We start from the raw sequence: 18,630 nt of genomic DNA, 5'->3' as shown, positions 1-18,630 counted from the left end.
ACTTACTCCGCAAATATATAAATTAATATGGATAAATAAAAAAGAATGCGTTAATGGGGCTATCTTGCGCATTCACCCCATGTCATCTCTTGATGAGATTGATTAAAGCAGTTTAGTTTAGTTGGGTACGCATCCTTCATTTTGAAACGTGAGGGTAACTGTTGATAATGAACAAAATAAGGGGCATCTACAACATCAATAGAATATTTAAATGGATTATTCAGCAATTCAGCATTAATTGAACCAATGCGTTTGTCCTTATTTTCTCCATAAATAACGTTGTAGAGTTTGTTGTTTACAGTTATGGTTGTTTGTTCTACTTTATCTGTTGCAAAGCTAAATGCACCGACTTGCTTAAACTTGCCATTTTCTTTGATAAATGACGCATCACCTAAATATTGCATCGACTTAGTTTTTAACTCAAATAAAGCAGTGTAATAATTATGCTTCGGCACCTTTGTTACCTTTACTACTTTTAGTGGTCCTGATACATCAATATTTCTTACTGACTCAACTAGACTTGCCCTAATTTGTTGTTTTATTGTTTTGGGATAGGATACCTCCTTCGCTAAAGTGGATGAACAAGCGATTAAATTTAACAGTAAAGCAATGGTAAATAAACAAATGATACATTTACGCATCTACATTCCTCCTGAAATTATGGTTTATACATACCTTTATAATTAGGATGTCCCATATTGATATGTATAATAGCGAAGGAATATGAGGGTTCAACTATTTATTCTTTTCTAACGTAGTTGCATTCAAATATAGTGATACCTTTTTAATTTTTGTTATAAGTCCCTAAGTCTGTATCTCTCCACTATGTTAGAACTTAATGGTTGTTGTTGTTGTAAGAGTCTACAAAGAGCCTGTTAAGAGCCTGTTAAAAACTAATGTCATTTCCTATACTGTATGTATTACTCATTCTTTAAATAAGGTTCACTGAACATTTAGATTAGTTAGTGAACTTTGAATACTATTTACCTGTTGATACCCTTGTGTTTTTTTAGTATTATATTTTTAATAGTAGATTACCAGGTAAAGCTCTTAAAGATGCTGTAAAATAATATCTACATAAAATGGCTTTATTCATAGCCGTTGATGAAGAGCTTTGAAAGGTCGCACATTTGCGACCTTTCTTTTTTGCCTTTGGTATATACATATGCTAGAATTTTTTTCATAAAGTCGTAATGCAACGAATTGGAGGGCAACAACATGTCATCTGTAAATAAACCACAGATCGAACAAGCTGTGAGACTAATTTTAGAAGCGATTGGCGAAGATCCAAACCGTGAAGGGTTACTAGATACACCAAAGCGAGTAGCTAAAATGTATGAAGAAGTCTTTTCAGGGTTGAATGAAGATCCAAAAGAGCATTTTAAAACCGTTTTTGGAGAAGATCATGAAGAGCTAGTGCTTGTAAAAGATATTCCTTTTTACTCTATGTGTGAACACCATTTAGTTCCTTTTTACGGAAAAGCTCATGTTGCGTATATTCCGAAAGGCGGACGAGTGACCGGTTTAAGTAAGCTGGCAAGAGCGGTAGAAGCTGTTGCGAAACGTCCTCAGCTGCAGGAGAGAATTACATCTACAGTGGCGGATTCTATTGTGGAAACATTAGAGCCGCACGGGGTAATGGTAGTAGTCGAAGCAGAGCACATGTGCATGACCATGCGAGGCATTAAAAAGCCTGGGGCTATGACAATCACTTCTGCTGTGCGTGGAGTGTTAGAACACGATGCAAGTTCTAGAGCTGAAGTTTTATCACTGATTAAATCATAATGTGGATGATGAAGGAGAAGAGAATATGACACAAAAAGGAACGCCAGAGTATATTGTCATTAAAGCGGTCGAAGATGGAGTTAACGTAATTGGCTTAACGCGAGGAGCAGATACGCGATTTCATCATTCAGAAAAACTAGATAAAGGCGAAGTAATGATTGCGCAGTTTACTGAGCATACATCTGCAATTAAAATTCGTGGCAAAGCTGTCATTCAGACTGTTCACGGAGAAATTGAATCCGATACGAAAAAATAAGCAGGGATTTTCCTGCTTTTATTTATATTTAAAATAAATGAATAAGAACAGGAAAAACATGGTGAAACTAAAAGCAATATCTTAAATTACTGTCTAAGAAATGAAGATGGTATGTAGATGAACGGTATTCAAGCGGATGAGCAGCTAAAAGATTTAAACCGTTAAAAAGCTTCAAAAGAATTTAAAGGATATTTTATAATGTAATTATGTTATAATTGACACTATCGATTTGGAGTTAAAAGAACTTTAAACAAATAGTGATGGAAAGGGAGACAAGGATGATGAGCGTAAAAACCATCTATGATATTGTGGCCAACATGAAAGAACAGCTTCATGTTGAATTAAGTCATCCATATGTAAAAAAATATATTCATCATCCGCGTATTGATGAAAATAGATTACTGTACATGTGTTCGTTCTTAGACACTCTTTCAATGGAAGAAGAAAAAAAGAACAGCTCTGTGCTATCTGTGATGCTCGTTCAAACCGCACTTGATACCCACGATCTAGTCTCCACTCAAAATGTTAGCGGAAATGAAGGGAAGCTGCATGAGCGGCAGCTGGTAGTTTTGGCAGGAGATTATTACAGCGGCCTGTACTATTACTATCTAGCTCAAAGCAGCCAGCTGAATTTAATGAAAGTTATAGCATCTGCTATTAAAGAAATTAATATCGCTAAGATACACATTTATAACAATCGCTCTACTAATCCACACGACGTTATGAATAGTTTTTTAGCAGCAGAATCATCGTTTGTAAGATGCTTATGTGACTATTTTGAACGTGAAGAGTGGAAAGAACTTTTAAAACATGCAGCGTATTTGAACGGGATATTAAAGCAATTAAAGTCATTACAGCAAAAAGAGCCTACTCTCTTGCTAAACTATTGCAAACAAATTGGCATGAATCAAGAACAAATAAAAGAATACCTTTATTCGTATACTCAACAGTCTGTAAATATTGTTAGAGGATACTTGCGAAGTAAATTTGCAATGAATGAGTTTTTAAGAGAGCACTTAGATGAACTTACATCTAGCTTAGAAGTGCTGAAAAATGTCGTAGGAGAAGGATAGAGATATGCAGCAATCAAAAGAACAGCGTGTCCATGGCGTATTTGAAAAAATATACAAAAATTATGATCAAATGAATTCTGTTATTAGTTTTCAGCGTCATAAGGCATGGCGCAAAGATACGATGAAGCGAATGAATGTTCAAAAAGGAACAAAAGCTTTAGATGTTTGTTGCGGAACTGCAGATTGGACGCTGGCCATGGCTGAAGCAGTTGGAGAAACAGGAGAGGCAGTTGGCCTGGATTTTAGTCAAAATATGCTAAAGATTGGTGAAGAGAAAGTAAAAAGCTCACCTTTTTCAAATATTACCTTACTACATGGCAATGCAATGGAACTTCCTTTTGAAGATAATTCATTTGACTATGTAACGATTGGATTCGGACTGCGCAACGTGCCCGATTACCTTCAAGTTTTAAAGGAAATGCAGCGCGTCGTGAAACCTGGTGGAAAAGTGGTCTGCCTTGAAACGTCTCAGCCCACGATGATTGGCTACCGACAAATGTACTTGCTTTATTTTAAGTATATTATGCCCGCGCTTGGAAAGATGGTTGCTAAAAGCTATGATGAATATTCATGGCTTCAAGAGTCAGCTAGGGACTTTCCAGGTCAAAAGCAATTGGCTGACATGTTCCGTGAAGCCGGTTTGACAGATGTTGAAGTGAAATCTTACACAGGTGGAGTAGCAGCGATGCATCTAGGGTACAAACGATAAAAAAGAAAAAGCTTGTCCTACAGGTGCAACAGCCTGTAGGATAAGGAGTAAAGAATGAATATATAATGCAAGGTGAGTCCAATGAAACTAAAAATGATGTACGCTTTTTTGAATACGGATATTACCCTTATTGAGAAAGAACTTGAACAAACTGTTCATACCGATGAAACACTTATCACAGATGCTTCTCTTCACCTTTTACAAGCAGGGGGGAAACGAATTCGCCCTGTATTTGTTTTGTTGGCAGCTAAATTTGGGCATTACAACATCGACCAAATCAAACATGTGGCAGTAGCGCTTGAGCTGATTCATATGGCGTCTCTTGTTCATGATGATGTTATTGATGACGCTGATAAGCGACGCGGAAAACCAACAATTAAGGCAAAATGGGACAATCGTATTGCTATGTATACAGGGGATTACATCTTTGCTCGTGCACTTGAAGTTATGAGTGAGGTTAAAGATGTAGAAGCACATAAAATTTTATCTAATACGATGGTGGAATTAACGCTCGGTGAAATTGAACAGATTAAGGACAAATACAACCTAAACCAAAACTTACGCGTGTATCTGCGTAGAATTAAACGTAAAACGGCACTGCTAATTGCTGCAAGCTGTCAGTTAGGCGCAATTGCAGCGGGAGCTCATGAAGATATACATAAACGTTTATTTTGGTTTGGATATTACGTGGGAATGTCATTTCAAATTACCGATGACATTTTAGATTTTATCTCATCAGAAGAACAGCTTGGGAAACCAGTTGGCAGCGACTTACTACAAGGAAATATTACGCTGCCAGTTTTGTATGCCATTGAAAATGCTGAGTTTCGAGATAAAGTAGAACAGCTTTTCGAGAAGGAATATGAGCAAGAGCTGATCAATGAAATTATTTCTGATATTAAATCTTCTAACGCCATTGAACGTTCATTTGAGATGAGCGATCGTTATCTGCAAAAAGCGATGAGCATTTTAGAAGAACTGCCGCCAAACAAGGCGAAAAAAACGCTACATCAAATTGCGAAATACATTGGAAAACGGAAATTTTGATTTATTTACTTTCATAAGTTGTAAACTGCTCGAAACAATGTTAATATCTTCATGAGGTGTGATTGCGCTTTCAAAACTTGTTTACATATCATAAACTTCAGGGGTGGAGAGTAAAATGATACAAAAAACGTTTTTAATGGTCAAACCAGACGGGGTACAAAGAAGCATTATTGGTGAGGTTGTTTCTCGCTTTGAGAAAAAAGGTTTTCAATTAGTTGGAGCTAAGCTTATGCATATTTCGCAGGAATTAGCTGAAACACACTACGGTGAACATAAAGAGAAACCTTTCTTCGGAGAGTTAGTGAAATTTATCACATCAGGTCCAGTTTTTGCTATGGTATGGGAAGGTGAAAACGTGATTTCAGTATCACGTCAAATGATGGGGAAAACCAACCCTCAAGAAGCGCTTCCTGGAACTATTCGAGGTGATTATGGACTGATTGTCGATAAGAATGTTATTCACGGCTCGGATTCACCAGAAAGTGCGGAGCGTGAAATCAGCTTATTCTTTGAAAGTGAAGAGCTGACTTTCTATAAAAAAGACGCAGACGCTTGGATTTACTAATTTAGATAGCGCAACGAGACGAATGAATTTTCATTCGTCTTTTTTATTGTGTTTATAAATAGGTTTTTAGGCTACTGATTGTGAAGACTCCCTACATAAACATTTTCATAATGTATTCCGATATATTAATTAAGAAGATAAGCGTACATAAAGGTTTTATTTCTTTATACGTCTAACATAAACGTATAGAAATGAGAAAGGAGAGTCAAAAATGATAGATGAATACGACGCGTTTGTGGAGAAAATAAAAATAAAAACAGGCATTGATTTATCACTATATAAGCAGTCGCAAATGCAACGACGCCTCACCTCCCTGTATGAAAAAAAGGGTTTTTCTAGTTTTTTTGAATATTATCGAGCAATGAATAGTAACAACGAACTGCTTGAGGAGTTTTTGGATCGGATGACGATTAACGTGTCAGAGTTTTATCGCAACTATCAGCGATGGGATATATTGGAGCAAAAAATTTTACCGACTCTTGTAAAAGGAAAAACAGAGCTGAAAGTGTGGAGCGCTGCCTGTTCGACAGGTGAAGAGCCGTATACGCTAGCGATGGTTTTATCAACATTTTTTCCCCTTTCGCGTATTTCTATATTGGCGACCGATTTGGATGAAAAAGTGATAGAAAAAGCAAAAATAGGCTTTTATGACGAACGTTCACTTCAAGAAATGCCTGTTTCGATGAAAAATAAGTACTTTCAACAAAGAGGAACCGGGTACTTACTAGATGAAAAAATCAAAAATACAGTTGCTTTTCAAAAACATAATTTACTGTCAGACTCTTTTCCGAAAAACGTTGACTTGATTGTTTGTCGAAATGTGCTTATTTATTTTACAGATGAAGCAAAGCATGCTTTATACGAAAAATTTAGCAGAGCTTTAGCACCTGGCGGTATCTTATTTGTAGGGAGCACAGAACAGGTTTTTACTCCACAAAAGTATGGATTTGAAACGGCTGATACGTTTTTTTACAGAAAAGTAAAGACCATTTAACCGAGATAACCTGAAGCGATTTCTTAAAAGCTGAGGTGAAACTTTTTGTACATTCTTATGTTATAGTATGGTATAGTCATATTTAAAAATGGAAAAATTCTGACGAATAATACATATTAAGCGGAGGTACAATTATGCGATATTTAACAGCAGGAGAATCACATGGTCCACAGTTGACTACTATTTTAGAGGGTGTTCCGGCAGGACTTCCTTTAACAGCCGAAGATATCAATACAGATTTAGCGCGAAGACAAAAAGGGCATGGCCGCGGACGACGTATGCAAATTGAAAAAGATCAAGCGGAAATTTTAAGCGGTGTTCGTCACGGATATACGTTAGGCTCTCCTATTACGTTAGCGGTAGAAAATAACGACTGGAAACACTGGACAAAAATTATGGGCATCGAGCCAATTTCTGAAGAAGAATCAGAAGAAGTAAAGCGTAAAATCTCAAGACCAAGACCAGGGCATGCCGATTTAAACGGCGCTATTAAATATGGTCATCGCGATATGAGAAATGTATTAGAACGTTCTTCAGCTCGTGAAACAACTGTAAGGGTAGCAGCAGGTGCTGTGGCTCGTCAAATCCTTGCTCAGTTCGGGATTTCTGTAGCTGGACATGTATTAGAAATTGGAGGCGTACAGGCAAATCCGCCTCAATACAAAAGCTTAGAGGAACTTCAAGAAGCGACTGAAGCTTCTCCAGTAAGATGTTTTGACTCAGCTGTTGAGAAAGACATGATGCAAGCAATCGATGACGCTAAGAAAAACGGCGATTCTATCGGAGGCGTAGTAGAAGTTATTATTGAAGGCGTGCCAGCAGGAGTAGGCAGCTATGTTCATTACGATCGTAAATTAGATGCGAAGATTGCTGCAGCTGTTATGAGCATTAATGCATTTAAAGGCGTTGAGTTTGGGATTGGGTTTGAAGCGGCTCGCAGACCAGGAAGCGAAGTTCATGACGAAATTCTATGGGATGAAGAGAATGGGTATACCCGCAAAACAAATAACTTAGGCGGCTTTGAAGGTGGTATGACAACAGGTATGCCTATTGTAGTACGCGGTGTAATGAAACCTATTCCAACGCTTTACAAGCCATTAAAAAGTGTTGATATTGAAACGAAAGAAGCCTTCGAGGCAAGCATCGAACGTTCAGATAGCTGCGCTGTACCGGCAGCAAGTGTTGTAGCAGAAGCCGTTGTAGCTTGGGAATTGGCTGATGCACTAATCGAACAGTTTGGACAAGACCGAATTGATTTAATTGCTGAAAATATTGAGAAAATGCGTGCACATGCGAGGGAGTTTTAATGTTGCAAATTGATATTCAAACTTTATCCAAAACATATCCTCTTTATTTAGGAAGTGGATTAATTGAAAAGCTGCCTTCTATTATTGAGAGTGTAAAACCTAATCTGTCGTCCGTGTTAATAATCACTGATTTAGCTGTAGATTCATATTATGGAGAAGCGGTTGTAAAAGCGATTGAGACGCAGTTTAAAGTGGCTAAATACGTAGTACCAAGCGGTGAACATGCAAAGTCATTCCAACATTACTACGATTGTCAGACATTTGCGCTCGAACAGCAGCTTGATCGCAATGCGCTAGTTATTGCTTTTGGCGGAGGAGTAGTTGGTGATTTAGCTGGATTTGTAGCAGCTACATACATGAGAGGAGTTTCTTTTATTCAAGTACCAACGACGCTTCTTGCTCACGATAGTGCTGTAGGCGGTAAAGTAGCCATTAATCATGAGCTTGGAAAAAATATGATTGGTGCTTTTTATCAGCCTGAAGCGGTTGTCTATGACATTGATCTTCTTAAAACGCTTCCTCAAAGAGAATGGCGTTCCGGCTTTGCAGAAGTGATTAAACACGCTTTTATTCACGATGAAGCATTTTATGAATGGCTTCAGCAAAATATACAATCGTTGACTGATTTACAAGATGAAAAATTAATTTATGCTATTCAAAGCGGTATTTTAGTCAAAGCATCTGTTGTAAAAGAAGATGAGACAGAAGCTGGCGTTCGCGCTCATCTGAACTTTGGACATACGCTAGGTCATGCGATCGAAGCAGAGTGCGGCTATGGACAAATCAGCCATGGAGAAGGCGTAGCGATTGGTATGCTGTTTGCTATGAAAGTCAGCAATATGCTTGGGAAAAGCCAGTTCTCTGTGGAGGACATTGCGAAATGGTTTGAAAAATTTGGCTACGAGACGTCTGTCCCAAACCATCTTTCAGCTGAAAAACTGCTCGTGAGAATGAAAGCAGACAAGAAGTCTAAATCAAGCAATGTTCATATGGTACTGCTTGAAGGCATAGGCAAACCTTTTGTTCAACAAGTAGAAGATGAAGTTCTTCTTAAGCTGCTGAATGAAGAGCTTAAAGCTTAGTTTAGTTTAAAGCAAAGTAGATAGTAGTTGACAAATGAATTTGAAACGTACTACAATTGGTAACAAGTTAGTTTAGAAATTTTAGTTATGAGAAAACAATAGACAGTTTAGTTGAGATTAGGGTAGACGAGAATGAGACAGTTGAGCAGAGTTTAGTTGAGTGAATTTTACCATTCGTATACCCAAAGGCCCATTTTTGATGTGTCTTTGGGTTTATTTATTATATCCTCTTTTATATAACCTCATCTATTCTCATTCTCCATGAAATGGAGGATTGAAAGATATGACGAACACGTATACTTCTTTTTTAGAAGACTCTACAAAGTATTTAACCATTCCAATTATAAAAAAAATATTTATCGATAGCATGACACCTGTTGATCTTTTTCAACAAGTAAAAGATGAAGCGGTATATTTGCTTGAAAGTAATGATGAATCATCACCATGGTCCAATTATTCTTTTATTGGCTTGAATCCATTTTTGTATGTAGAAGAAGAAAACGGAACCTATCTAGCAAAAAACAAGCAGCTCCAACCTATGCTGCACGGAGGCAGCTTTAAAGAGGTATTTTGTAAAATTCAGCAAGAGCTGAAAGTGAAAGTACCAGACCTTGCACTTCCTTTTAAAGGAGGAGCAGTAGGGTTTATCAGCTACGACGCAGTATCGCAAATTGAAAAAGTAAACGTACATGCCCAAAACGATTTGAACATGCCTACTTTTCACTTTATCTATTGTCAAACGATGCTTGCTTATAATCATCAAACAAAAGAGCTTATGGTGATTCACTACATTCAGCTTAATGAACAAGATAAAGAACAGCAGAAAAAAGAAAAATACGGTGAAGCTCTAGCAGAGATCAATCGATATGTTGAAAGAATAGCGCAGACGGTGAAAGAAAAGCCAATGATGTTTGAAAGCGAGCAGCGCGAAGTTAGCTTTGAAGGCGTGACATCGTCATACCAAAAAGATAAATTTGTGCAAGATGTGGAAAAAATTAAGGAATACATTAAAAGCGGAGATGTTTTTCAAGCCGTATTGTCGCAGAGATTTCAAATTGATACGACAGTAGCTGGATTTGATATTTACAGAGTATTGCGATTAGTTAATCCGTCTCCTTATTTATTTTACGTGAAAGTAAAGGGTGTGGAACTAATTGGAAGTTCTCCCGAGCGGTTGATTCAAATTGAAAACGGCCATTTAGAGATTCATCCAATTGCAGGAACGAGAAGACGAGGCAGGGATGCAGAAGAAGATGCGCGCTTGTATGAAGACTTAATTAACGATGAAAAAGAGCGGGCAGAACACTATATGCTCGTGGACTTAGCAAGAAATGACATCGGCCGAGTTGCACAGTATGGAACGGTCCAAACACCGGTATTAATGCAGCAGGTTAACTTTTCGCACGTCATGCACTTGATTTCTAAGGTGACAGGACGCCTTGACGAAAAAGTACATCCTATTGATGCGCTGCTTTCTGCATTTCCAGCGGGTACCGTATCTGGCGCTCCAAAAGTGCGGGCGATGCAAATCTTAAATGAAATTGAACCAGTTGCGCGAAATGTATATGCAGGAACCGTAGCATATCTCGGATTTGATGGAAACATTGATTCGTGCATTGCGATTCGGACAATTCTTTTGAAAGACCAGACCGCTTATATCCAGGCCGGAGCAGGAGTGGTTGCTGACTCAAAACCGGAGCTTGAGTGGAAAGAAACCCGCAATAAAGCTAGCGCTTTAATTAAAACAATTCAATTAGCTCAAGACATCTACGATAAAAAGGAGGATGTATATGTTTAAAGAATTGTTAAAAAAGTGTTTGCGCGGCGAGTCACTTTCAGCGGAAGAAGCAGAAAAAATTATGAATGATATTATGAACGGTAAAGTCCCGGCAGCTCAAATTGCTAGCGTACTAACCATCTTAACGTACCGAGGAGAAACGGTAGATGAAATTGTTGGTTTTGTCCGAGGTATGAAAAATAATATGAATGCTATTTCTCTAGAAGAATTAAAAGTAGTAGATACATGCGGTACGGGAGGAGATGGGGCCTCTACTTTTAATATCTCGACGGCTAGTGCGATTGTGGCATCTGCTGCTGGAGTAAAGGTTGCGAAACACGGGAATCGCGCCGTGTCCTCTAAAAGCGGAAGTGCAGACGTGTTAGAACATCTGGATATATGGATTCAAGGAAATGAAAAAGAAGTGAAAAATGCGGTGGCTGACCTCAACATGTCCTTTTTATTTGCGCCGCTTTATCACCCGGCTATGAAGCACGTTGCTGCTACTAGAAAGGAATTAGGGTTTAGAACCGTTTTTAATGCATTAGGTCCGTTAGCAAACCCTACTAACTGCACAAAGCAAGTAATTGGCGTTTATTCCATTGAGCTTGCACGAAAATTAGCAGAAGCGCTTGTTGTACTGGGAGCTAACCATGTCCTGCTTGTTGCGGGCAGAGACGGTTTGGATGAAATTAGTGCCACGGATGTAACAGATATTGTAGAAGTGCAAGGCAATGTCATTACAGAATATACGCTTGCACCAGAGGATGTACACTTAAAGAGAGGGAAGCTTGAGGACTTGGTGGTAGAAGACGCGAAATCAAGTGCAGAGCTTATTGAAGCGCTATTTTTAAATAAAAGTAATTTAACTGCTAAAAATGCAGTCGTGTTGAACTCTGCTGCAGCTATTTACGTTAGCGGAAACGTTTCTACTTTTGAAGAAGGAGTAGCTGTAGCTTTAGAAACAATTGAATCAGGTGCTGCATACACGCAATTACAACGATTGAAATCGAAAAAGGTGGTTGAACATGCTCAATAAAATTATTGAAACAAAAAAAGAAGAAATTCAAAACTTACAGTTACCCGAGCAGCAAAATGTTACAAAACGATCATTTATAGAAGCTTTATCAAATCCCAATCGAGAGCTGGCTCTTATTGCAGAAGTGAAAAAAGCCTCTCCTTCCAAAGGATTAATAAAAGAGAATTTTCAGCCTGTGGAAATTGCTAAAGCCTACGAAGAAGGAAAAGCAGATGCTCTGTCTGTGTTAACGGATGAGCACTATTTTCAAGGACATCGAACGTTTTTAAGTGATATTAAACAGCATGTCTCTATCCCTGTGCTTCGCAAGGATTTCATCATTGATTCCATTCAAGTGGAAGAAAGTGCAAGAATCGGTGCCGATGCTATTTTACTCATTGGAGAAGCACTTGAACCCTTAAAATTGCAAGAGCTTTATCTTCAAGCTGCTGAAAAAGAGTTAGATTGTTTAGTAGAAGTGCATTCTTTAGAAACGCTCGAACAGCTGTTAGCTGTATTTACGCCGAAGATTATCGGAATTAATAACCGAAACCTTCATACGTTTGAAACCAGCGTGGAGCAGACAAAAGAAATCGCCAAGCACGTTCCGAAAGAACAGCTGTTAGTGAGTGAAAGCGGCATTTACTTATACGATGATGTTTCTTACGTAAAAGAAGCGGGAGCAAAAGCTATTTTAGTAGGAGAATCGCTTATGAGACAGGATAATCAAACCAAAGCGATTGAAAAGCTGTTTGGGGAAAGTGAATATGCTTATTAAGTATTGCGGCATTCGGTCAAAAGAAGATATAGCTTTAATTGAAAAGTCGGCTGCTACTCACATTGGCTTTATTTTCTATCCTAAAAGTAAACGATATGTAAAGCCTGAACGAGTAAATGAGTTTGTAACGGATGAAATTAAAAAACAAGTCTCATTAGTAGGTGTATTCGTAAATACACCGGTAGATCAAATACTTGAAATTGCCTCTGCGACAAATTTAGATGTTATTCAGTGCCACGGGCAAGAAACAGCTGAGGAAGTACGTCAGTTAAAGCAGCATGGATATGAAGTGTGGAAAGCACTCCCGCACAATAAAGAGACGCTGCAGCAAATGTATGTATATGAAGAAGCTGACGGTTATGTAATTGATAGCAAGGTCAAAGAACAATTCGGAGGAACGGGAGTCGCTTTTGATTGGAGCTTCGTTCCTCAGTATGAATCAGCTGCCCAAAAGTTAGGTAAAAAATGCTTTATTGCTGGAGGAATCAATGCTTTTAACATTGAGAACTTGTTACCCTACAAGCCTGGAGCGATTGATATTTCTGGCGGTATTGAAACAAATGGAACGAAGGACTATACAAAAATTATAGAGATTGAAAGGAAGATCATACTATGACATACAATCATCCTGATGAATTTGGCCGCTTTGGTGAATTTGGCGGAAAGTACGTACCTGAAACATTAATGAAACCACTTGAAGAAGTAGAAGCAGCTTTGAATGAAGCAATGAAAGATCCGGCATTTAAAGATGAGTATCTATCCTTACTCGTCAACTACTCAGGGCGACCAACGGCTTTAACATATGCTGACAATATTACAGAAACACTCGGCGGGGCAAAAATTTATTTGAAACGTGAAGACTTAAATCATACGGGTGCTCACAAAATCAATAATGCCATTGGACAGATTTTACTTGCTAAACGTATGGGAAAAACAAAAATTATTGCTGAAACAGGAGCGGGTCAGCACGGAGTAGCCACAGCTACAGTAGCTGCAAAGTTCGGAATGGAATGTAAAGTATTCATGGGAGAAGAAGATATTGAACGTCAGGCTTTAAACGTCTTTCGCATGAAGCTTCTAGGAGCGGAAGTCATTCCTGCAACTTCTGGAACAAAAACGTTAAAAGATGCAACAAATGAAGCAATTCGCTACTGGGTTCAACATTGTGAAGATCATTTTTACTTAATTGGTTCGGCAATTGGACCGCATCCTTATCCTAAAATGGTTCGGGATTTCCAAAAAATTATTGGAGAAGAAGCAAAAGAACAATTTACAGCGGTAGAAGGCAAGCTTCCGAATGCTGTCGTGGCATGCGTCGGAGGCGGCAGTAATGCAATCGGCATGTTTTATGATTTTATTAAAGAAGAAAATGTACGCTTGATCGGCGTAGAAGCAGGAGGGAAAGGACTAAATACAGCCCTTCATGCTGCTAAAATGGCTAAAGGCACAAAAGGTGTTATTCACGGAACGCTCACGTATTTACTTCAAGATGAAAATGGTCAAATTACAGAGCCTTATTCTATTTCAGCAGGTTTGGATTATCCGGGTATCGGTCCAGAGCATTCTCACCTTTCATCTATTGGACGAGTAGAATATGAAAGTGTAACGGATGATGAGTCAATCGAAGCTCTTCAGCTGCTGGCGAAAACAGAGGGAATCATCCCGGCTATTGAATCCGCCCATGCGTTAGCAAAAGCATTTGAACTGGCTAAAAGCATGACGAAAGAAGAGACGATTTTAATTTGCTTGTCAGGTCGAGGAGATAAGGACGTTCATACATTAGTAAACTTGCTAGAAGGGAAGGAAGAAGAACATGAATACGTTTGAAGCGAGACTACCTAAACATGAAACATTATTTATTCCATTTATTACAGCAGGAGATCCTCATGAAGATGCAACGGTGGATATTGCTTTGTCTTTGCAAAAGCAAGGTGCTTCTATTTTAGAGTTGGGCGTACCGTATTCCGATCCTTTAGCAGATGGTCCGATTATTCAAGAGGCGTCTAAAAGAGCTTTATCTGGCGGTATGTCTATTTTAAAAGCCATTAAGCTTGTATCAGTGATGAGAAAAAAAGGTGTGAAAATACCGGTAATTCTCTTTACCTATTTTAATCCTGTGTTACAATTAGGTTTAGAATCCTTTTTCGCGTTAATGCGAGAAAATGAAATAGATGGAGTGCTAATTCCGGATTTACCGTACGAAGAGAGTGGCCGTATCCGGGAGCTTGCTGCTGAAAATGAAGTTGCGTACATTTCAATGGTTGCTCCTACATCTAAAGAGCGTATCAAAAAAATCGCTGCAGATGCAACGGGCTTCTTATACTGCGTGTCGTCTTTAGGCGTTACTGGGGTTCGCTCTACGTTGCCAGCTGATATTGGCACCTTTTTAGAAGATGTGAAAGCAGCAGCTTCTATACCCGTTGCCGTCGGTTTTGGGATTTCAACAAGCGAACAAGTAGAGGTGTTAAAAGAACATAGCGACGGCATTGTAATTGGGAGTGCAATTGTTAATAAAATTGGCCAGCTTGAAGAAGTTCTTTTAAATAAGGATACACGCCGAGACGGATTAAATCAAATTGAGGAGTATGTTGCATCCATCGTTTCGCCTATACAAAAATGCGAGGTGTAACACGTTGAAGGTAAAAGAACAATTACTAACTTTATCTCCATATAAACCAGGTAAGCCAATTGAAGAAGTGAAGCGTGAATTTAATTTAGATCGCGTCGTAAAATTAGCATCCAATGAAAATCCTTACGGCAGTTCTGCTTTAGTAAAAGAGGCCATTGCTGCAGAAATCGAAAATATGGCGCTTTATCCAGACGGTTATGCAGCTGAACTGCGTGCAGCCGTAGCAAAACACGTAGGTGTAGAGCAAGATCAGCTGATTTTTGGAAATGGGTCTGATGAAGTCATTCAAATTATTTGCCGAGCTTTGCTATCAGCTGATACTAATACTGTCATGCCGACGCCATCATTTCCTCAATATAAGCACAATGCCGTAATTGAAGGTGCAGAAATTCGTGAAGTACCGCTGCGCGGCGGAGATCATGATTTAGATGCTATGCTTCGTGCAATTGATGAAAATACGACAATTGTATGGGTATGCAGTCCTAATAACCCAACGGGAACGTATGTGAAGGGCGATGAGTTAATTTCCTTTATGAAACAAGTTCCTAAGCATACGTTAATCGTTATGGATGAAGCGTATTTTGAGTATGCAGCAGATCAAGCCGACTACCCGAATACGGTAGAGTTTTTGAATGAATACGAAAACTTAATTGTACTTCGCACATTTTCAAAAGCATACGGCTTAGCTTCTTTGCGTATTGGTTACGGTATTGCAAACGAATCATTGCTACAAAAAATTGAGCCGGCTCGTGAACCTTTTAATACAAGCCGCATGGCTCAAAAAGCAGCAATTGTTGCTCTTGAAGACCAAGCGTTCATTGAAGAGTGTAAAAAGAAAAATGAAGCAGGTTTGCAGCAATACTATGCTTTCTGTGATAAGAATGGCTTAAACTACTATCCTTCTTTCACTAATTTTGTTCTAATTGATTTTGGTCGTCAAGGCGATGAAGTGTTTCAATTTTTATTGCAGCGCGGATTTATCGTTCGTTCCGGGAATGCATTAGGCTTCCCAACTTCGGTTCGTATTACGGTGGGAACAAAAGAACAAAATGAACAAATCATTGAATTGCTTCAGCAGTTTGTTAACCAAGCAACGGCAAAAGCTTAATACCTAATATAGTAAAAGATGAGAGTGTGATTTCACACTCTCATCTTCATATGTACAATGAGGTGAAGGAAAGTGAAAGAAAATGTTTTTGTTATAGGCCTGGGGTTAATTGGAGGATCACTGGCACTTAATATAAAAAAGACGCATCACCATCTTGATGTAATAGGTTTTGACATTAACCAAGAGCAGCTGGAGCTTGCTAAAACCCTAGGTGTAATTGACCAAGCGGCTTCTTCTCTGCAACAAGGCGCTGAGCAAGCAGATTATATTGTTATTGCAATTCCGGTCACCCAAGCAGCGGAAGTGCTAAAACAGTTAGAACATTTTACGCTCAAACAGTCTGTCATCGTCACAGACGTAGGAAGTACAAAAGAAGAAGTAGTGAAGACAGCGGAGACTCTTATTGCTAAAGGCATTGAGTTTATCGGTGGTCACCCAATGGCTGGGTCTCATAAAAGCGGAGTAGCTGCTTCTAAAGCTCATTTATTTGAAAATGCAATGTATGTATTAACACCTTCATCTTCTACTTCTTCGGAGGCTTTAGACAGCTTAAAGGAATTGCTAAGTGGTACAAAAGCTAAAATTATTGTGATGTCACCAAAAGAACATGATAAATTAGCAGGTGTCATTAGCCATTTTCCTCATATTATTGCTGCAAGCCTTGTTCATCAAGCAGAATATTACCAACAAGATAATCAGCTAGTTTCGCAGCTTGCAGCTGGAGGGTTTCGTGATATTACACGTATTGCTTCAAGCAGTCCAGCGATGTGGAGAGATATTTTGCTTCATAACCAAGATGCGCTTCTTTCGATGTTTGACCACTGGCTCGAAGAGATGAACGACGTGCGAAATATGATCGAACGAAAAGACGCGAACGATATCTATACATATTTTTCACAAGCGAAACAATTTAGAGACCAGCTTCCTGTACGAACCAAAGGAGCGATTCCATCCTTTTATGATCTCTATGTAGATGTTCCTGACTATCCGGGTATTATCTCAGAAGTAACGAGTTATTTAGCAGAAGATGAAATCAGTATTACAAACATTCGAATTTTAGAAACACGAGAAGACATATACGGAGTATTACGTTTAAGCTTTCAAACAGAGGAAGATAGAAAGCGAGCAAGAGCGTGTCTCCATCAGCATCAATATCAGACGTTTATTTCTTAATGTACTAATGTTGAAAGGTGTGAATTAAATGAGTGGAAAACAATTAAAAACTAATCTTTCATCTCTTCAAGGAGAAATTTCTATTCCTGGGGATAAGTCGATTTCTCACAGAGCTGTGATGTTCGGAGCGATGGCAGAAGGGAAAACAACGATTAATCATTTTTTAGCAGGTGAAGATTGCTTAAGTACTATTTCTTGTTTTGAAAAGATGGGCGTATCGATTAAAAGAGAAGGCGAGTATGTCGAAGTGGAAGGTAAAGGTATCGAAGGATTAAGTGAACCTGTCTCAATCCTAGATGTAGGAAATTCAGGAACGACTACTCGTTTAATGCTGGGGATTCTTGCAGGTGTGGCATTTCATACGTCTCTAATTGGAGATGAGTCGATTGCCAAGCGTCCAATGAGCCGCGTTACGGTGCCCCTGCGTTCGATGGGGGCAAAGATTGATGGGCGTGAGCATGGCCAATATACGCCTTTATCCACTAGAGGAGGAGCTTTAAAAGCAATTCATTACCACTCTCCTGTAGCAAGTGCACAAGTAAAATCAGCAATTTTACTAGCGGGACTTCATGCGGAAGGCACAACAAAAGTAACCGAGCCTTTTACATCACGTGACCATACAGAGCGTATGCTTCGTGCATTTGGAGTAGACGTAGAAGCAGATGGAACGACTGTAAGTATTGAAGGAGGACAATCCCTTCGTGGAACGGATGTATACGTACCTGGCGACATTTCTTCAGCTGCGTTCTTTCTTGTTGCAGGAGCCATTGTTCCAAACAGCCGAATTGTTTTGCAAAACGTCGGACTGAACCCTACAAGAACAGGTATTATTGATGTGCTTCAGCAAATGGGTGCACGCCTTACAATTTCCAATGAACGTATTCAAAATGGAGAGCCTATTGGCGATTTGACGATTGAAACGTCTCAGTTGAAAGGGATTGAAATTGGGGGCGATTTAATTCCTCGTTTAATTGATGAAATTCCAGTGATCGCTCTTTTGGCGACTCAGGCGAATGGGAAAACGGTTATTAAAGATGCCGAAGAGCTAAAAGTAAAAGAAACCAACCGTATCGATACGGTTGCAACGGAGTTAAGCAAGCTCGGTGCCTCTGTTACTCCAACAGCTGATGGCCTCATTATTGAAGGCAAGACGGCCTTACAAAGCGGTGAAGTAGACAGCTACGGAGATCATCGAATTGGAATGATGCTTGCGGTAGCAGCAGCCATTGCAACAGGGGATGTAACACTAAAGAGAAGTGAAGCCATTCACGTCTCCTATCCTACTTTCTTTGAAGATCTTGATAAACTAAGCGAATAAGAAAAGGAGAG

At 39.1% G+C, this 18,630-nt stretch carries 19 protein-coding genes; 18 read left to right on the top strand and 1 reads right to left on the bottom strand.

The window, feature by feature from the left end:
• Positions 1 to 59: 59 nt before the first annotated feature.
• The gene (locus M3225_RS03645; protein ID WP_251391177.1) at positions 60 to 641 is read right to left on the bottom strand and encodes a hypothetical protein; all 582 of its coding nucleotides are present in this window, start codon (positions 639 to 641) and stop codon (positions 60 to 62) included.
• A gap of 577 nt (positions 642 to 1,218) precedes the next feature.
• Between M3225_RS03645 and folE the strand changes: the two genes are divergently transcribed.
• From folE to aroA, 18 genes are all read left to right on the top strand, one after another.
• Positions 1,219 to 1,785, top strand: coding sequence for a GTP cyclohydrolase I FolE (gene folE, locus M3225_RS03640; protein WP_013059015.1), 567 nt, complete (start codon positions 1,219 to 1,221; stop codon positions 1,783 to 1,785).
• 25 nt (positions 1,786 to 1,810) lie between these two features.
• Positions 1,811 to 2,041 (top strand): trp RNA-binding attenuation protein MtrB, encoded by a 231-nt coding sequence (gene mtrB, locus M3225_RS03635; protein WP_013059014.1) that lies wholly within the window; start codon positions 1,811 to 1,813, stop codon positions 2,039 to 2,041.
• A gap of 281 nt (positions 2,042 to 2,322) precedes the next feature.
• Positions 2,323 to 3,114 carry a heptaprenyl diphosphate synthase component 1 gene (locus M3225_RS03630; RefSeq protein ID WP_251391176.1) on the top strand — a complete coding sequence of 264 codons (792 nt, stop codon included), beginning with the start codon at positions 2,323 to 2,325 and terminating at the stop codon, positions 3,112 to 3,114.
• A 4-nt stretch (positions 3,115 to 3,118) separates the two neighbouring features.
• Positions 3,119 to 3,823: a demethylmenaquinone methyltransferase gene (locus M3225_RS03625; protein ID WP_114896687.1), complete on the top strand. Its 705-nt coding sequence runs from the start codon at positions 3,119 to 3,121 to the stop codon at positions 3,821 to 3,823.
• A gap of 81 nt (positions 3,824 to 3,904) precedes the next feature.
• Positions 3,905 to 4,870: a heptaprenyl diphosphate synthase component II gene (hepT, locus tag M3225_RS03620; protein WP_251391175.1), complete on the top strand. Its 966-nt coding sequence runs from the start codon at positions 3,905 to 3,907 to the stop codon at positions 4,868 to 4,870.
• Between the two features lie 115 nt (positions 4,871 to 4,985).
• Positions 4,986 to 5,435 carry a nucleoside-diphosphate kinase gene (gene ndk, locus M3225_RS03615; RefSeq protein WP_251391174.1) on the top strand — a complete coding sequence of 150 codons (450 nt, stop codon included), beginning with the start codon at positions 4,986 to 4,988 and terminating at the stop codon, positions 5,433 to 5,435.
• A 211-nt stretch (positions 5,436 to 5,646) separates the two neighbouring features.
• Positions 5,647 to 6,429 carry a CheR family methyltransferase gene (locus M3225_RS03610; protein ID WP_251391172.1) on the top strand — a complete coding sequence of 261 codons (783 nt, stop codon included), beginning with the start codon at positions 5,647 to 5,649 and terminating at the stop codon, positions 6,427 to 6,429.
• Between the two features lie 134 nt (positions 6,430 to 6,563).
• Positions 6,564 to 7,736, top strand: a complete 1,173-nt coding sequence (gene aroC / locus M3225_RS03605; RefSeq protein WP_251391171.1) for a chorismate synthase — start codon at positions 6,564 to 6,566, stop codon at positions 7,734 to 7,736.
• Positions 7,736 to 8,818 (top strand): 3-dehydroquinate synthase, encoded by a 1,083-nt coding sequence (gene aroB, locus M3225_RS03600; RefSeq protein ID WP_251391169.1) that lies wholly within the window; start codon positions 7,736 to 7,738, stop codon positions 8,816 to 8,818. The genes aroC and aroB overlap by 1 nt, the downstream gene beginning before the upstream one ends.
• A 283-nt stretch (positions 8,819 to 9,101) precedes the next feature.
• A complete protein-coding gene (gene trpE, locus M3225_RS03595; RefSeq protein ID WP_251391167.1) occupies positions 9,102 to 10,616 on the top strand; it encodes an anthranilate synthase component I in 1,515 nt (504 codons plus the stop codon).
• On the top strand, positions 10,609 to 11,634 hold the full coding sequence (gene trpD / locus M3225_RS03590; RefSeq protein ID WP_251391166.1) for an anthranilate phosphoribosyltransferase: 1,026 nt from the start codon (positions 10,609 to 10,611) through the stop codon (positions 11,632 to 11,634). Before trpE ends, trpD begins: the two co-directional genes overlap by 8 nt.
• A complete protein-coding gene (gene trpC, locus M3225_RS03585) occupies positions 11,624 to 12,391 on the top strand; it encodes an indole-3-glycerol phosphate synthase TrpC (protein WP_251391165.1) in 768 nt (255 codons plus the stop codon). Before trpD ends, trpC begins: the two co-directional genes overlap by 11 nt.
• Positions 12,381 to 13,007, top strand: a complete 627-nt coding sequence (locus tag M3225_RS03580; protein WP_251391164.1) for a phosphoribosylanthranilate isomerase — start codon at positions 12,381 to 12,383, stop codon at positions 13,005 to 13,007. The genes trpC and M3225_RS03580 overlap by 11 nt, the downstream gene beginning before the upstream one ends.
• On the top strand, positions 13,004 to 14,218 hold the full coding sequence (gene trpB / locus M3225_RS03575) for a tryptophan synthase subunit beta (RefSeq protein WP_045292887.1): 1,215 nt from the start codon (positions 13,004 to 13,006) through the stop codon (positions 14,216 to 14,218). Before M3225_RS03580 ends, trpB begins: the two co-directional genes overlap by 4 nt.
• Complete coding sequence (gene trpA / locus M3225_RS03570) at positions 14,205 to 15,020, top strand: tryptophan synthase subunit alpha (RefSeq protein ID WP_251391163.1); 816 nt, start codon at positions 14,205 to 14,207, stop codon at positions 15,018 to 15,020. Before trpB ends, trpA begins: the two co-directional genes overlap by 14 nt.
• A 4-nt stretch (positions 15,021 to 15,024) precedes the next feature.
• Complete coding sequence (gene hisC / locus M3225_RS03565; protein WP_251391162.1) at positions 15,025 to 16,128, top strand: histidinol-phosphate transaminase; 1,104 nt, start codon at positions 15,025 to 15,027, stop codon at positions 16,126 to 16,128.
• A gap of 72 nt (positions 16,129 to 16,200) precedes the next feature.
• Entirely contained in the window at positions 16,201 to 17,301 is a 1,101-nt protein-coding gene (locus M3225_RS03560) for a prephenate dehydrogenase (protein ID WP_251391161.1), read from the top strand.
• 28 nt (positions 17,302 to 17,329) lie between these two features.
• Entirely contained in the window at positions 17,330 to 18,619 is a 1,290-nt protein-coding gene (aroA, locus tag M3225_RS03555) for a 3-phosphoshikimate 1-carboxyvinyltransferase (RefSeq protein WP_251391160.1), read from the top strand.
• The last annotated feature ends 11 nt before the right edge of the window (positions 18,620 to 18,630 follow it).

Source organism: Priestia aryabhattai (assembly GCF_023715685.1).
Lineage (GTDB): Bacteria > Bacillota > Bacilli > Bacillales > Bacillaceae_H > Priestia > Priestia aryabhattai_B.
The sequence above is the reverse complement of the archived record's forward strand: the minus strand, read 5'-3'. Positions and strand labels throughout refer to the sequence as shown.

Coding starts and splice junctions, on each gene's coding strand:
- M3225_RS03645 (WP_251391177.1), bottom strand. CDS start 641: ATGCGTAAATGTATCATTTGTTTATTTACCATTGCTTTACTGTTAAAT.
- folE (WP_013059015.1), top strand. CDS start 1,219: ATGTCATCTGTAAATAAACCACAGATCGAACAAGCTGTGAGACTAATT.
- mtrB (WP_013059014.1), top strand. CDS start 1,811: ATGACACAAAAAGGAACGCCAGAGTATATTGTCATTAAAGCGGTCGAA.
- M3225_RS03630 (WP_251391176.1), top strand. CDS start 2,323: ATGAGCGTAAAAACCATCTATGATATTGTGGCCAACATGAAAGAACAG.
- M3225_RS03625 (WP_114896687.1), top strand. CDS start 3,119: ATGCAGCAATCAAAAGAACAGCGTGTCCATGGCGTATTTGAAAAAATA.
- hepT (WP_251391175.1), top strand. CDS start 3,905: ATGAAACTAAAAATGATGTACGCTTTTTTGAATACGGATATTACCCTT.
- ndk (WP_251391174.1), top strand. CDS start 4,986: ATGATACAAAAAACGTTTTTAATGGTCAAACCAGACGGGGTACAAAGA.
- M3225_RS03610 (WP_251391172.1), top strand. CDS start 5,647: ATGATAGATGAATACGACGCGTTTGTGGAGAAAATAAAAATAAAAACA.
- aroC (WP_251391171.1), top strand. CDS start 6,564: ATGCGATATTTAACAGCAGGAGAATCACATGGTCCACAGTTGACTACT.
- aroB (WP_251391169.1), top strand. CDS start 7,736: ATGTTGCAAATTGATATTCAAACTTTATCCAAAACATATCCTCTTTAT.
- trpE (WP_251391167.1), top strand. CDS start 9,102: ATGACGAACACGTATACTTCTTTTTTAGAAGACTCTACAAAGTATTTA.
- trpD (WP_251391166.1), top strand. CDS start 10,609: ATGTTTAAAGAATTGTTAAAAAAGTGTTTGCGCGGCGAGTCACTTTCA.
- trpC (WP_251391165.1), top strand. CDS start 11,624: ATGCTCAATAAAATTATTGAAACAAAAAAAGAAGAAATTCAAAACTTA.
- M3225_RS03580 (WP_251391164.1), top strand. CDS start 12,381: ATGCTTATTAAGTATTGCGGCATTCGGTCAAAAGAAGATATAGCTTTA.
- trpB (WP_045292887.1), top strand. CDS start 13,004: ATGACATACAATCATCCTGATGAATTTGGCCGCTTTGGTGAATTTGGC.
- trpA (WP_251391163.1), top strand. CDS start 14,205: ATGAATACGTTTGAAGCGAGACTACCTAAACATGAAACATTATTTATT.
- aroA (WP_251391160.1), top strand. CDS start 17,330: ATGAGTGGAAAACAATTAAAAACTAATCTTTCATCTCTTCAAGGAGAA.